Annotated in this window: 6 protein-coding genes and 1 pseudogene; 2 read left to right on the top strand and 5 right to left on the bottom strand. The window is 60.7% G+C overall.

The window, feature by feature from the left end; all coding sequences use genetic code 11:
• Positions 1 to 71 precede the first annotated feature (71 nt).
• Positions 72 to 434 carry a hypothetical protein gene (locus tag AC19YR_RS22385; protein WP_500600177.1) on the bottom strand — a complete coding sequence of 121 codons (363 nt, stop codon included), beginning with the start codon at positions 432 to 434 and terminating at the stop codon, positions 72 to 74.
• Between the two features lie 9 nt (positions 435 to 443).
• Positions 444 to 2378, bottom strand: coding sequence for an RHS repeat domain-containing protein (locus tag AC19YR_RS22380; protein ID WP_500600176.1), 1935 nt, complete (start codon positions 2376 to 2378; stop codon positions 444 to 446).
• Between the two features lie 178 nt (positions 2379 to 2556).
• Between AC19YR_RS22380 and AC19YR_RS22375 the strand changes: the two genes are divergently transcribed.
• Both AC19YR_RS22375 and AC19YR_RS22370 read left to right on the top strand, forming a co-directional pair.
• On the top strand, positions 2557 to 3021 hold the full coding sequence (locus AC19YR_RS22375; protein WP_095106139.1) for a multidrug transporter: 465 nt from the start codon (positions 2557 to 2559) through the stop codon (positions 3019 to 3021).
• A 27-nt stretch (positions 3022 to 3048) separates the two neighbouring features.
• A complete protein-coding gene (locus AC19YR_RS22370; RefSeq protein ID WP_500600174.1) occupies positions 3049 to 3873 on the top strand; it encodes an SDR family oxidoreductase in 825 nt (274 codons plus the stop codon).
• A gap of 74 nt (positions 3874 to 3947) precedes the next feature.
• On the opposite strand, the gene AC19YR_RS22365 is transcribed toward AC19YR_RS22370, so the two are convergent.
• The 3 genes and pseudogenes from AC19YR_RS22365 to AC19YR_RS22355 form a co-directional block, all read right to left on the bottom strand.
• The gene (locus tag AC19YR_RS22365; RefSeq protein WP_500600173.1) at positions 3948 to 11282 is read right to left on the bottom strand and encodes a SpvB/TcaC N-terminal domain-containing protein; all 7335 of its coding nucleotides are present in this window, start codon (positions 11280 to 11282) and stop codon (positions 3948 to 3950) included.
• A 2-nt stretch (positions 11283 to 11284) separates the two neighbouring features.
• On the bottom strand, positions 11285 to 13762 hold the full coding sequence (locus tag AC19YR_RS22360) for a Tc toxin subunit A-related protein (RefSeq protein WP_500600193.1): 2478 nt from the start codon (positions 13760 to 13762) through the stop codon (positions 11285 to 11287).
• Positions 13763 to 15172: 1410 nt separating this feature from the next.
• Positions 15173 to 15517: pseudogene (locus tag AC19YR_RS22355) on the bottom strand (neuraminidase-like domain-containing protein); the annotation flags it as partial.
• Positions 15518 to 15617: the final 100 nt, after the last annotated feature.

Here is a 15617-nt window from a genome sequence, read left to right as displayed (position 1 = left end):
ACATTGCCTACCTGGCCTTCTGCGTTGCCTATAACGCAGGGGGCTGGGCGTGGCTTGAACTCCAATTCACTTCAATTTTTCCTCATCATCCTTTGATCTGCCGCTGTCAACAGCACCGTCCCTGTTCTGATATTGCGAACCTCCTTCATATTGTTCTCACCTGCATACTTGAGCCCCACAATAGTCACACTCTGACGCCCCTCAGAAACCACAGTTCTAATCTCCTTAACTTTTAGCTGGGTCATAGGAACCACCAATAAATGGTCGAAGAGAAATCCTTTAGCGGCAATTTTTTTAGGGACGCTCTCATCAAAACAAATCAATACCCTCTGCTGATCCTCAACAACATCCGCTTTGTTATCCGCCCAACTTTCAAGCCAATGAACAACATTATGTGGAACTACACTTGCGGACATAAACCCTTGATCGGCCACTGTATGCCCCTATCTAACCACACCATTGAATACGTCTTTCCCGGCCCTAAAAGCTCTATACGCCTCGCCTTTATACTCTGGTAGCGCTGCAACCTCTGCTTTGAACGTTTTCACCACTTCCTCAATATTGCGCGTAGTCGTCGGCAACCCCCGCAGGTGATTGTTGATTTGATCGGACAAGCCGGTACCACCCTCAGCGTACTCTCTAAGCGTTGGCCCATCCTGACTGTTAGAAGCCAGATAATTAAGTTTCACTCCCATCCGCTCCCGCTCTTCTTTGCTCATCAACCTTCGCTGATCCTCATTAGGGCGATTAAATATCTCAGCCAGCTCATTGACACCGGATGATACTGACCTCGACTTTTCCCAAGGCCACTTTATCAAGCCACTCCAATCAACAAAACCGATGGGATGATTACTCACGAACCCATAAAAATTATGCCCATCAACTTCCCCCGCTGGGTCCGGATTAACCCAGCGCTGTAACCACGGCATGTAATACCTAAAGCCGTAGTAATAAAGCCCCGTGGCATCGCGTTCTTTATTGGAATAACCCACGGTTTTATAACGGGCCTCTACTTCACTTCTACCGGCAAACCACGCCGTGGTGCCGAAGGGGTGGTACGTCTCGTGGCTTATCACCGCGCCGGCGCTGTCCAGCTCCAGGGTGCAAGAGCCCAGATGATCGCTGGCGCTGTAGCGGATTTGATCGTTGGCCACTGGCGGTTCAGTTTCCCAGTGCAGTACCCGCACGGCGTTGCGCCCGGCTTGCACCACGATGACGTGCAGGGTTTCGCTGGGGCGGGTGCGGATTTCCAGGCCCGGCAGGTAGCGCACTTCGCGTGTCACCGTGCGGGTGTGGGTTTGGCTCGATTGCACCTTGCGCACCCGCAAGCCATCGCCGCCGTAGAGGTAGCGTTCGCTGTCGTCGGGGGCGCTGTCGCGCTGCACCGGTTGCACCTCATGCAACTGGTTGCGCCGGTCCCAGGCCAGGGTTTGCCCGGGGTGCAACTCCAGCACATTGCCCACGGGGTCGTAGGCGTAATGCAGGTTTTGCAGCACTTGAGGCCCCGCCGCATGCAAGCGGATCAAGCGGCCGTCCTCGGCGCGGTAAGTGAGGGTGGTGACCACGCCATTGCCGGCGGTTTCCTGCTCGGTACGGCCCTGGGCGTCGTAGCGGATGGCCGACACCAGCGTCTGGCGGTGGCCCTGCCCGGCCAGTTGCAGTTGCACCTGGCGCAACTGGCCGCTGGGGGTGTGGCTGAACAATTGCCGGTGGCCCTTGGCGTCGGTTTGCTCGACCACCTCGGCCATGGCATTGACGCGGGTGTGGCTGGTCGCACCTGGGGCGGGTTCCAGCAAGGCATCGCGCTGCGCGAGCGCCTCGGGCCAATCCGGCGCATCGAGTGCCTGGAGAAAACGGCGGATGTGCTGCAACGCCTGGCCGGCCACGCCGTACTCGGTAAACAGCACTGTGCCGGCCGGGTCGTCGTGGCGGATCAACTGGCCCCGCTGGTTACGGGGGAACGTGCCGTCGCCATAGCGGTAGCGCTCGGTACAACCACCCTGCTCGAACACTGCCAGCGGGCGCAACCGCAGGTCGAAGGCGTTGCGCCGTAGCGTGCCGCGCCCGTCCCAAGCGTTCATCCACTGCTGCGCAGCGCCCCACAGGTTGCGCCGCCACCCGGCGTCCACGCTTTCGGTGCCCAGCACGTGGCCCCGCAGCGAGTAAAGGGTCGCCAGGTTAGCCGGCGCGCTGGGGTCTGCCAGCAAACGCGGGTCCCACAGGGCCACGGCCCATCCGGCGCGGTCATGCTCTGTGCGGTGGATGCGCACATCCGCCGGGCCATCGGCGGCGCTGCGGCAATAAGCAACCGAGCGCACCACCAGGCCACGCGGGTCGAGGGCGGTGAGGGTGGGGGTGGCGCGGTGCACAGTGGCCATGGTGGTGCGTCCGTGGGGAAGTTCCCGCAGCAAACACCTTGAAGGGCCGGCGGGCTACTGTCAGAACTGACAGTAGCGACAGACGGCGGCCCGCCCCTCGCTGCGCCCCGAGTTTGCGCTGGGCTGGTGCAGCCTAGTGGCGGTACGATGGCCTTCGGTTTATCTGGAGTGCCCTGCCATGTTCATTGGCGTTTTGCTGGTCGTCACCTGGCTGGTGTTGCTATTGCGCTACCCGGCCAAGGCTGTGCCGGTGTCGTTGGCGGCGGCAGTGGGCCTGGGCCTGGTGGCCACTTGGGTGGTATGGCTGGACAACCGCGAAGCGCGGCAACTGGCGCGCCTGGAGTTGCGCATCAGCTACGCGCCCCAGCAGTGCCCAGCCGACCGCCCGTTGCTGCTGGCCCTGAACAATGGCAACGACGTGCCACTGACCGAGTTGCGCTGGCGCATCGCCGCCTATGCGCCGGGGGACACGGTGGACCTGGCAGACAATCAGTACGCCGCGCCGCGCTACCGTGGCCCCGGGCAGTTGCAGGCCGGCGCCGATTGGCAGGATTGTTTGCCATTGCCGCCGCTGCGCCCAGGCTATCGCCCGCAAACCCTGGAGTTTCGGGCCGAGCGCTTGCAGGGCCATTTTTCCGATTGATCCCTTTTCTTGCACAAGGAGCGCGCTATGCCTGTGGTGTTGATTACCGGTTGTTCCAGCGGCATTGGCCGCGCGTTGGCCGAGGCGTTCAAGAACGCCGGGTATGACGTCTGGGCCACGGCCCGCCAGGTCGAGGATGTGGCGGCCCTGGCTGCGGCCGGGTTCAACGCAGTGCAGTTGGACGTCAATGACAGCGCCGCGCTACAAGCCCTGGCCCTGCGCCTGGAACAGCATGGCAGTGGCCTGGATGTGTTGGTTAACAACGCCGGTTACGGCGCCATGGGGCCGCTGCTCGATGGCGGCGTGCAGGCCCTGCAGCGCCAGTTCCAGACCAATGTGTTCGCCCCGGTGGGCGTGACGGCGGCGCTGTTCCCACTGCTGCGGGCGAGCCGGGGCCTGGTGGTGAACATCGGCAGTGTCTCGGGGGTGCTGGTGACGCCGTTCGCCGGGGCCTATTGCGCGTCCAAGGCGGCGGTGCATGCCCTGAGCGATGCGCTGCGCATGGAGCTGACGCCGTTCGGCATCCGGGTGATGGAGGTGCAACCGGGTGCCATCGCCTCGAGTTTTGCGAAAAACGCCGGGCATGAGGCCGAACAGTTGATAAACGAAACCTCGCCCTGGTGGCCCCTGCGCGAAGGCATCCGCGCCCGCGCTAAGGCCTCCCAGGACAAACCCACCCCAGCCCGTGACTTCGCCGCCGACCTGCTCAAAGCCGTGCAACAAACCACGCCCCCGCGCCTGCTACGCCTGGGCAACGGCAGCCGCGCCCTGCCCTTGCTGGCGGCGCTGGTGCCCAAGGGGTGGCTGGAGAAGGGGCTGATGAAGCGGTTTGGGTTGGCGGGGCGGTTGTAGGGGCGCCGAGGAGCAGGGCTTGCTCGCGACAGCGGTCGTGAGGCCGCGAACGCTGGCATGCCAGGCACCCACCCTCAGTAATACAGCGGCGTTCGCGGGCCTCGATGCCCCCGCACTTCTTCAAGTCGGATTAAGTACTGAGCGGAATTCGTAGCCCTGGTGCCCATAGCGCTCACTTTAAAATCGGCGTGAGGTGAAAATATGCGCTCTTGCTCGCCGTCGGCTGTCAGCGACGACGTCATGACAGATGCACTGAAGCCGCGGATTTCCATCAGCACGGGAATGGTGCCGGTCATAAAACCCTCGGCTACGGTTTTATCCCTGGAGACGGAAAGCGGGCTGAGGGAGTACAGGATGCTTCCTGCTTCAATCGCATCGGAAAAACTATCCAGGGCAGCGGAGGTGACATCCTGCCCTCGGTAAAAGGTACTGACGGCCTGGTTGGATTGTTGGTAGAGCTGATTGGCGACTTTTTTCATATCTGCCACATCAAGCGTGTCGGCTACCGCGATCAAGTTCAGTTTGCGCTGTGTGCCTGTACGCCCCTCAAAGTGATGGCTGCCATGACGCGCCGCCAATTCCGACACCACCTTTTTGCCTGAAACGGATAAGGGCCGGTTAGCCCTCAGTGCCGAGTTAATGGCTGAAGAGCCGGCGTTAGTGGAGTAGATGGCGAAAAAATCCTTCATGTTTTCATAGCCCCCCCCACTTATTGTTTTTTGAGGCGCCGAGTCCAGGCTCATCGCCTGGGCTTGCGCCGAGAGTGCAGAAACATCCGCTGGTATCTGCGCCCTGAGCCGTCTTACAACGCCACTAATTAGTTCAGGCGGGTAGCTTTCGGCGTGCAATACCTGCTCCATTTCTTGTATTGCCTGTTCGGGATTTTTCCTAAAGGCCTTAATAAACACCTTGGAGTTGAACATTTTTCTGAACAAATCTCCCTCCGGCGTCAGGCCATCGGGATCAACCAGATTGACGGGATTGTTTCTGACCATCCGGTACAGATTGAGGCCATCGATCGCACCCGCCGGGTCCGGATTAACCCAACGCTGCATCCACGGTATGTAGTAACGCAAACCATAGTAATAAAGCCCCGTCGCATCGCGCTCCTTGCCTGAATACCGCTGCGTTCGATAACTGCCATCGCTTTGATCGCTAAACGCCGTCGTACCGAACGGATGATAGGTTTCGTGGCTGACGATCTGGGCGTCGCTGTCCAATTCCAACGTGCAGGAACCCAGGTGGTCGGCCAGGTGATAGCGGTACTGGTCATTGCCCAGGTGCTTGGGTGCACCCGATTGCCAGTGCAGCACCTGGACGCTCACTAGCCCGGCCTGGGCGGTGATGACGTGCAGGCTTTGCTCCTCGCTGCTGCGCATTTGCAGCCCTGGTAAATAACGGGTTTCGCTGATGAGTGTGCGCGCCTGGGTGTGCGCCAGGTAGACCTTGCGCCGGCGCAGGCCATCGGCATCGTAGATATAGCGCTCGACATCATTGAGGGCGCTAGCCCGTGCCACGGGGCAGACCTGCTGCAACTGGTTGCGCCCATCCCAGCTCAGGTGCCGGCCCGGCTCCAGGGCCAGTAGGTTGCCATTGGCGTCATAACGGGCGGCAATTTCCGCTTCGCTGGGTGGGTGCCCGTTTTGGTCAGGCAGGCAGCGATTGCTGTAGCGGGCCACGGTCAGTTTACGGCCATGGTTTTGTGGCCCTTGATGAATCAGCTCTACCAGGTTGCCGCCAGCATCGTAGCGATAGGTCTGTTGGTACTGGGCGACGGCGTTGGGGTCTTCAATATGCTTTGGCCCGCGCCGGGCGCTGCCAGCCTCCCACCCGGTGGCGTGGGCCAATTGGTAAAGGCTGTCGTAGGTGTAGCGATTGATAGGGTCAATACGCTGGTTGGCGAAGTGGCGAACCACCATGGCTTTGTCCTCGATACTCAGCATGTTGCCCACCGGGTCGTAGCTGTAATTCAAGTCCTGGAGTCGCTCGCCATTGGCCGCTGTGGAGCGCAGCCGGATCAGGCGGCCGTTCCAGGCGTCGTAATGCCATTGGCAGGCGACGCCATTGCCACAGGTTTGCCGCTCGATCTGCCCCTGGGCGGTGTAGTGGATGTCACCGGCCAACACCTGGGGGGCCGCCGCGCCGTTAAGGTGTAGCGCGCAATCGCGCAGTTGGCCGTCAATGGTTTGGTTGAAGTAGTGGCGATTACCCTGCGCATCGGTTTGCGTCCATAACTCGCCCAGGGCATTGAACCGATACGCGCTTAGCAGGCCTTCGCCAGGTTCGAGCAAGGCATCGCGCTGCGGCAACGGCAGTGGCCAGTTCGGTGGCTCCAGTTCACGCAAAAAGTACCGGCGTTGCTCCAGCACTTGGCCCGCCATGCCATAGCCCTCCCATAGCGATGTGCCTGCCGGGTCGTCGTGGCGAATCAGTCGCCCGCACAGGTTGCGACCGGCCAGGTGTGCCTCGGCACCCGCGTACTCGTAACGTTGCGTGCAACCTTGCTCGAACACCGCCAGGGGCCGCAGCAACCCATCGTATTGCGTCAGGCGCTGAAGACCGCGAGCGTCCCAGGCCTGCTCCAACGCCCCACTTTGTGCGTACAAACTGACGCGCCAACCCGCATCGACACTGCGCCAACCCAAGGTTTTGTCACTTAGCGCCCAGATGTTCAGCACGTTGGCGGGCGCGCCAGCATCGGCTGATAAACGGGGGTCCCATTCAGCAACTACTCTGCCAGCATCGTCGAAGGCTCTTCGTTGGCACCGTAGCTGCGCAGGCTGATCCGCAGCATTGCGCCAGTAACTCACTGTGCGAACGGCCAGGTCACGAGGGTCGATCACATTCAAGGTGGGCGTCTGGCTGTCAACCGAGCGGGTGGCAGCGGTTTTGCCCTGCTGCGCCAGCACCTCTTCCCAGGTGTCGTTTTCATCCTCAAAAAGGCTGTACCAAGGCCGGTACGTGTAACGCCGCAGGTAGCCTTCCTTGGCCATGACGGTACGGCTCGGACGGCCAAGTGGGTCGTAGAACTGCTGGTCGTAATAACCGAATTGCCTGAAGCAGGCGTCGTCAATGTAGCGAGGCTGATCGGCGAAATAGGGGCGGTAGCGCCGCACCGCTTCGCCTTTGTTGTTGTACTCCACGCGCTCGCTGACCCGCCAGCGCGCCACCGTGTGCCAGGTGATGGGCTGGCCTACCTCGTCCAGTACCAACGCCCCCGCCTCACTGACCTGATAGGCATCACCCGGTTCGGCTTTGTCCTTGCTTTGCAAGGCCCGGCCAAAACCGTCCCAACAGGTCAGGGCAATCCGAATTTGCCGTCGCGGATCGCCAGGGTAGCGGTCGGCCTGCAAGGTGGCCGAGTGCATCGGTTCGCGGGGCACCTTTGGAATCAACGCAAGCAAACGCTGACGGGCTTGCGTCAAGCGCTCCAGGGTCGGCAACTGGCGAGCGCTGGCACGGATATGCCCACTGGGCAACACATCGCCCCGGGCAATGCATTCCTCCAGCCAGGCCGCATCTTTACGGGCTGCCTCGGGCACGATCCCCATCCAGCTGAATGGGTCCTCAAAGTAGGCCGTTGCAGCGTTGAGCAAGGCGTTGTCGGAGGCCTGGATGGCGTAGGTTGGGGTGTCGTCTTGTGGGCGCTGATAGTCCTCTATCGGCGCAAAGCCAACGGGCACGCCCAGCTCTGTCCCCTGATGACTGGTGGCAAACACTTGGCCGAAAGCTCCGTAGCAGGCTTGTTGGACAGTGCGATTGGCGTCAACCGTTCGCGTCGGCAGCAGCAGGCGGTAATCGATGCTGTCGACGCGGGTCTGGCAACCGTCCGGCAACTGCACGCGGGTATTGAGCAGCCAACGAGGGTCATAGCCCAGGTGGGTGACCCCGTGGCTCAGAGTCGGGCGCACGGTCAGTACGTTGTAAAAGCCACTCAGCGGCGCATAGGTGTTGAAGCCGCGCTTGACCGACCACAGCGGCGTTTGGGAGTTCGCCCCCCCGTCCAACACCCAGGGCATCTTGTGATAACCGCTCGCCAAGAGCCTCGCCTCAAGGTCGAAGGGCATTTCACCCTGCTCGTTTCGCAACAGGTCATAAGCCGCTAGAGCGGTGCTATCGAGTTCAGCAATTTCCTGACAATCGGCCAAGGCCTCGAAACTGGCGGCGCCATTGGGCAGGGGGAGGTAATGCGAAAGGTCTGTCGGGTCGCGATAACGCTGTACCGATTGGCGAACCAACACCCGTTTGGCGTGCGGGTGCAGGGGGTTGTCGTCGCTCTGGCGGCTAAAAGCCTCGTAGCTGATGGCCTGGGGGGTCAAGCCTTCCGGCCCTGCGCCTTTACCCAATCGCCAGGCGTTCTCCCGCTGCAAGTACGCCAGGCCCAGGTGCCAGCCTTGCAGCTGCGTGAGATGGATAAACTGCGCCAAGGTTTCGTGCAGGTAATAGGCCTGTTGCGCCTCATCGTGGGCATCACTGCACCAGCGTTCATCGGGTTGCACGGGCGGGTTATCCCCAGCGCTCAAACGGCGGGCATAGCTGACGACAATACCCTGGTTCAATTGGCCAAAGGCATCCCAGCGCAAACCGACACTGTGGCGACAAGCCGGGTCATTGGCCTGTTGCTCGTAGTGGTAGCTGATGGCCTCCACGGGCAGCGTCAGCATCACGGTATAAGGGGCAAACCGGCCACCGACCGGCCGATCCAACTGGCGCACCAGGTAGCGATTTTGTTCCAGGGTGTACGGCACGCCCACGCCGCTATCGGCGGCGAATGTCTCAACGCGCAGCACTTGGCCGGCAAGCGCCACGAGCATGGCCTCGCGCTGCGGGCCGCTGGGTTCGGTGATTTGATCGAGCCCGTCTTGCTCGTGATAACGGCTCAGCAGGTGAGGCCCTAAGGGCTGGGCGCTGGGGTCACCCGCAAAGCAGCCCTCGCAGTGCTGGTGCAAATCACGCCCGACATGAAACCAGGTCTTGCGCAACACCGGCGCGCTGTAGCCCTCCTGATGGGGCCCTGCAAACGCTTCACAATCGGTGCTCAGCAGTAGGCCAAAGCCACGCCACTCACGTTCCGTCGGGTCATAAAACCCCTCTCGATAGGTAAACCGCTGGGTCAGTCGATTGCCGGTGATTTCGTCATGCTGGGTCTGGTTGCCAACCACGGGCACGGGAAAGGGCAAGCGACACACTGGCGAGCGGCCGCAGGCCAGTAGGTGGTGCTTCTCATCCAGCCACTCCTGGGCCGAACTGCGGTAACCGATCGTCGTCGCCGCCCCCATGTTGTTGTTGGTTGCACAGAGCAAATAGGGCTTGGCCCTGACAAAGTCGTAACGCCAATGCCGGGGCGTCATATGGGGAACCGTCAGCACCAGGCTGGCACAACCCAACCCCTGCAAGTCGGCGGTACTGACCTGACAAAAGCGGTCGTAGCACACGCCTTCTGGCCATGGCAGGAAAATGGGCTGGTTCTGAAAGCCGTTGCCGCTACGGTTGATGAAAATCAGCGCACCCTGAGGTTGTAGGTAAATCAGATCGGCGGCACCGGAACCGTCCAGATCCGCCAGCAGTACCCGCGAGGCGTCAAATTCTTCGTAGGCAAACGTCAGCTCGCTGAACACAAAGCCTTTGCCGAAACGCCCGCGGCCCAGGTTGGGCCAGCATTTGAGTTCGTTGTGGCGGAGGCGGATCAGGTGTTGCTGGCCACTGCCCATCACATCACTGAACGCCACCAGTTCGCAGGCGTTGTTGCTGGGCATTGGCAAGGCGTCCTCGTCAGCTTCACGGGCCACCTCTTGCCCAGGGGCAAAGCCTTTTTCCCGGCGGTTGGCGTACAAGCGCACACTGCGCGGGCCGATCATGGCCAAGTCCGACAGGCCATTGCCCATCAGGTCGACCAACTGCCCCTGCGGGTGGAAAAACTCCTGGGGGAACGCCTCCAGCGGGGTAAAGTTCGACCAACTGCGCTCGGGCTTGCAGGTGAAGAAACCCGCCAGACCAGGCTGCGCCATTACCCAATCGAGCGAACCGTCGCCGGTGATGTCGCTGAGAAATTGCCACACAGGCTTTGAGCTATTGGTGTTGGGGAACTGCTGGAGTTCGCACCAGGGGCCGTAAGCCACCTCATCGGCATGGCTCGCCGGTGTTGCCCGCAGCGGCTCGCGGTAGTACCAAGCCTTGTCATCACGGTACAGGATGCCCGGCACCCCCTCACCATACAGGTCCACCAACTGGTAACGCTGTCCGTCATTGACGCCGGGCATGGGTTCAAAGGCTTCAAAGCGCTCAGCGCCCCACTGGAGATCGAAGGGGTTGTAGTCAAACTCCATGGGCGGGCGGCCCTGCGCCTTACCGTCAGGGCCAAAGGCCTGGCTGTGGGCAGCGCACAGATGGTTGTAGCCCAGAGCCGTTTCCCGGTATTCCAATAGCAGGCGTTGCACCAACACGGGTTCGGGGCCCAACTCGGGGAAATCGTGGAACATCAGGACTTGCCGGCACAGGCGCCGCGTTGTCAACTCAAAGCCATACTCGAAACTGGAGTAAGGATCGGTACGCTCGGGCCAGGGTTGCGACGCTTCGTAGCCGGGTATCGACGTCAGCGTATAGGGCCGCTCGCCGTAGTCGAACACCAGGTGAAACAGCCATTGCACCCCCTGCCAACCCTCGGCGCGCCAGGCGTAAAGCTGATCGCATGCATCCAGGTTGCCGTAGTGCACCTGGCTCAAGTAACGCTGCGCACGGTAGTCACGCGGCTGATGCTCATCCGGGCCCTGGTCATCGCTCAGGTAGGTGTAGACGATGTGCTCGCCTCGGGTGTTGAGGCTTTCATCGAGCAACCAGACGCCCACATGCTGCCGGTCATCAGGGTCGGCCCGGCGTGAGGCGTGGCTTTTGCCATACAGGTGCAAGCTGCCGTCGGCGTCGTGCAATAACCAGAAACCGGCCGGGTCGGTATCGTCGGTCCAGTGCTCGACCAAGGTGAAGGTATCTTCGATCCTGGGCCAATACCGCACGACGCGGTGATCGCCCACCGGCAAGCCGTTGTAGTGGCTCACACTCCGGGAGACCAGGGCACCCGTGTGGCTATCGCGCTCAGGCATCCACGTTTGCCCTTGCGGGCCGACGAACAGGTCACCATCGGTGTAGGCCGGCACGCCCTTGGCGGTACGCCGGGTAATAGCCTTGACGGTTTTGCTCCAGCCAAGGCCAAAAGGGCTGTTACCGGTACTGCTGCTGTAGCCGAGCGACAAGGACGGCGCGAACCCCCGGCCGGGAGAAATCGGCAACGCCAGCCCAAACGACGCCGCCCCCCCGCTACCCACTACCCCCAAGCCATCGCCAATACTGCGAATGGCGCCGCCGCCCTTGGGCAGTGACGGTGGGCTGACAACCTGCGTTGCGTCACGGCTCACCCTCAGTTCCCCCCCGCCCGCGCGGTATAGCGCAGGTGCACGATGATGTCGGTCAGGCTTTGCAAGGCGGGCAGTTGCTGCACGTGGTTGGGGAAGTGCAGGACCCAACGCGAGATAGCCCCGGTGCCTTCAAACGGCAGGTAACGCTCGTCATTGAAGTCGAAGGTGAATAAGCCGTCGTCGTCCACCCCGCCCGACAGCGCCACTTGCTGGCTGGCCCGCAGGTTTTCCCGCAGGCTGCCGTCGGCCATGCGCACGCCACTGTAGGTTTGGGTCAGGAGGGCGCGGATGTCTTCGTAAGGGCCCAGGGTCACGGGCAGCGATACGCTGATGCGCTTGATCCGGCGCAGCAAGTGGCCGGGATAGTCCTTGTCGAACATCGGCTGGGTCAGTTCAAAGGCCACCACACCTTCGTCGAGCAGACGCGCGGTGACGGTGACCCAGTCCTGATTGATGGTCGAGGCCGGGTCCTTTTCCCGCAGTTGGCGCACGGACACTGTCTTGGTGATTTCCAGGTGCCGACCGTTGCGGGCCAGGTAGGCGGCCTCCATTTTCAGCAGTTGCAGTTTCAACGCCTCGCCGGCGCCCAGGCCGCGGTAGCTGTCGTTCCAGGCGCCGGCCTGGATAAAGCCGCTGGTGTAGTCGGCCAACTCGAACTGCCAGCAGGCTTCGGCCGCCAGGCACAGGGCCAAGGTCGCGTCGTAGGCCTGGTAATAGAAGGTGGCGAACTGGCCGTTGAGCCATTGGTAGAGCTGGGCATTGGTGAAACGCTTACCCAGGAAGGCATAGGTGGCCAGCGCTTGCTCCTGGACCACCAGGGCCTGGCGCAACTGCAACTCGGTGGCCTGGGCCTGGGCTTTGAGCACCTCCATCTGGGCGTCGAGGTGTTCGATTTCCAGTTGCGCCTGGTCGCGGGCGAGCGTCCATTCCTGGTGGCGGCGGCGAAACTGTTCGGCGCGGTCGATGGCTTCGGCACTGCCATGGCTGATGGCTCCAAGACCATAAGCCACGGCCTCGACCATGCCCGGTACACCTTCCAGGCGCCAGCCACCTATATGGGAGCCGGCCACGATTCCGTTGGAAAATCCGACAATCGCACCGGCCACTGCCCCTGCCGCGTTCGGCGGAATCTTCAGGCCTCCCCCCACAGCCTTGGCGGCCGCCCCAGCACCCTCAGCCACGCGGCCGGTCAGATGCAGAGCGGCGGCTACGACTTCTCCGGTATTGACGACCTCATCCGCCAATTTGGCGTAGAACTTCAGCCGCCCCTGGGCGATCGCCTTGCTCGCCTGCAGCGCTTTGTGGCTTTCTTCGTCAACAAGGTGCGCCTGGCGTTGCAGGTCGATGGCAAATTGAGTGAACTCCCAGGCTTGCTGGCATTGCAGTTCCTGCAGTTGCGCCTGTTCCTTGCGCTCGATCAGCGACAACAGGGTTTGGCCGAACTGGATCAGGGTTTCCACCGCGCTGGCGGCGCGGTTGTGCATCACGTGGAAGCGGTAGTGCGGCACATCCTGGGCCAGCAACCGGGCACTGCCGCCACCGGCCGCGCCCTGGCCGTAGGCCGCCAGCAGGTCGCGAGGGTTGAGGGGCGCGGCAAACAGCGGCAGCGACAGGGGCTTGCCGTCCAGGGTGCGGTTGTTGCGCAGGTTGGCCAGGCGCGACTCGGCGATGTCCCAGGTGTGCACCAGGTGCTGGTTGATCGGCAGGCGCAAGTGGTCGCTGTCCAAGTCCGCCAGGCTCGCGTCGTGGCCGAAGGTGCGCAGGTACAGCGGCGGCTCGGCAAAGCTGTACAGCGAGTGGCCGTCATTGGCCGCGGCGCTTTGCTCGCGCTGTTGGTCCTGGGCGATCAAACGCTGCTCATAGGCGCGCAACCTGGGGTTGGTGGAGTCGCTCAGGGCTTTGAGGGTCATGGGCGTCCAGTGATCCACCAGGCGGATATCCGGCCGCGGGCCCAGCAGGTCGAGCACGCGCACGTACCACAGCTTGGCTTCGCCAAGGCTGTCGGGGGTCAGTTGCCGGTAGGCCGCATCGCCGCGGTCCAGCAAGTTCTTGATGTAGTGCAGGTAAATGGCCTTGCGGTAGCGCACCGGGTGGCTGCTGGCGATGCCGTCCGGGTCGGCGGGTTTGCGGGTGGCGTGGTCCATTTCGGTCCCGGCCATGGGGTCATCCATCAATGGCCGTACGTTCCAGTAAGCCGGGCGACCATTACCTGCCTTGCGCGCGGGGTCGAAGATAAAGCCCAGCCACTGCTCGGCACCGTCGAACTGCTGCTCCAGGCTCAGGCGCTGGCTGACCAAAAAGGGCAGGTGCAGGAACAACTCCCAGAAGTACTTGCCGTTGGCACCGTGGAAATCCATGAGGTTGCGGGCCGCGGGCGGTTGCAGCGGAGGTTCTTCCAGGCCTTGGGTTTCCCACGAGAGCAGGTTTTCCAGGGCGATACTGGCCCGAAAGATCAGTTCGCGTGCAAACAAGGTGTTCATGCGGATGGGTTGGCGTGCAGCGAGGCCATCGTCGCTCTGGGGGATACCGGAGCCGGCAAAATCGATGAACTCAGCGATACCATGGATAGGGCTCGCGCGGGTGCTGATACGTGGAGCGATAAGCGGGCTCCTGACTTGAGCAACCAGGTGCAATTCAACTTGGGTTAGTTTAAGGGCATGGCCGACTTCTATGTTTCCCGAGCCGGAGGTCAGGGTATATACCTTGACCCCATGTATCAACGGAATTTTTTTATAGTTCTGCGGCCAACTTACATTCCAATCAGGCAGCAGCGTATCCGTATTGATAGGTATATTTATCGACCATGTATTGGGCGGCTCCCTCTCCAAAACATGACCCGTATAACTAAGCGCGCTGTAACCCGGATGCACCGGCGTCAGGCTATTAAGGTTCTGCGGCCTGAATATGGCTCGTAGAAAACCAAGAGGATCACTAATGGATACACGACTCACATTCCGGTTAATGATCCAACCCGCAGTGGGCTCAATTCGCTGATATTCAAACCTCTTTATACTTCCTACTCCCTCGCGAAGAGCATCCAGAGCCTTCTTGGTTATTTTTTTTCCGGCAAGTGATTCAAACTGACCGGCAAATATATGAGTCAGCGTGCAGAGTCCGCCGGTGGCATCTCGAAGAAAACTGGCGCCATGAGAGTCCTGATTAAATAACCAGAGTGCAAAATAATACTTCCCTGCGGACTCGTTAAAAGCGCCTCCGTAAGAATCAATATACGAACCCTCCAAAAGAGTATAAAGACCCAAAGAGTCAACTGGAGTGTCAGTTGCAATTTTTAGATTTATCGTACCGACATTTATACCTGCACTAGCCAAAACGATTCCAACTTCCACAACGGGCGTTCTAAATGGAGCCGTTATCTTCGAGTCAAATTCAAGGCGCTGCATCGCTGAGTTATATCTAATATCCACATCTTTTACGGGCTCCGCAATTTTGCTCTGCCACCGTTTATAGTCCCAAGAGTCAACACCTGGGTGCGGCATACTGCTCTCGATACTTTTTATCTGGATACTGAACGGAGGAAGTTTGAATTGAAAGCGCCCCTCATTAGCGTGGGCAAAAATACGACTAACCTTTAACACATGGGCTTTTTTATCCCCGGGAGTCACTTCCATTTGAGGCACCTTGCCAACATATGGAAAAAGGGGGCTCACATTAAAGTTCTTATCAACAAATGCCGTTTTCAGAAAAGCGTATTCATCGTCTCTCCCTTCATCTGAATCGCCAGGGGTATAGCCGGCATACATCGCTACGAACATCGCCTCCGGCGATGTCGAACTGTCCTGCACGGCAATGCAGTTAACCCACTCTTCAAGATTCTCCGTCTTGAACCGCGGCGCCTCGCTCCACGCCTCGATACAGGTTTGCGGCACGCTCCAGGTGTCGTCGTATTTTTTGTAGACCATGTTCAAGCGCAACATCGGGTTGTTCTTGATGGTGGTGACCGGTGAACCCGGTTCTAGGGGGGTCGGTGGAGCACCGGGAACATGGCTCTGTTCGACGGTGGTCGCCTCCGGGCTGTTATCCACGCACTCGATCCAAAACACAAACAGCCGGTTATTGAACAACACTGGCCGTATCGTGCGTTCAATGGCGCCGGCCGAGATGGGTAAGTTGGCTTTTTTCCAATCCGACCAGGCGCCGGGTTGCGGGTAGTCAAACTTGGGGCGGTTGGGGTCGGTGCCGGTGAGGTTGGCGGCGGCAAAAACTGAGTGCAACACCTGACCTTTCCGGTACGGTGCTGCCCCTATGTCCTATTCCGAACTCAGCGTTGAAGAACGCGCCACCATTCAAATCGGCAATGCCCAAGGCTTCAGCCTG

Source organism: Pseudomonas sp. MF08817, assembly GCF_059862705.1.
The sequence above is the reverse complement of the archived record's forward strand: the minus strand, read 5'-3'. Positions and strand labels throughout refer to the sequence as shown.

Bases quoted from the DNA above. Each gene is read 5' to 3' on its own strand.
- AC19YR_RS22375 (WP_095106139.1), top strand. From the start codon at position 2,557: ATGTTCATTGGCGTTTTGCTGGTCGTCACCTGGCTGGTGTTGCTATTG.
- AC19YR_RS22360 (WP_500600193.1), bottom strand. From the start codon at position 13,762: ATGAACACCTTGTTTGCACGCGAACTGATCTTTCGGGCCAGTATCGCC.
- AC19YR_RS22380 (WP_500600176.1), bottom strand. From the start codon at position 2,378: ATGGCCACTGTGCACCGCGCCACCCCCACCCTCACCGCCCTCGACCCG.
- AC19YR_RS22370 (WP_500600174.1), top strand. From the start codon at position 3,049: ATGCCTGTGGTGTTGATTACCGGTTGTTCCAGCGGCATTGGCCGCGCG.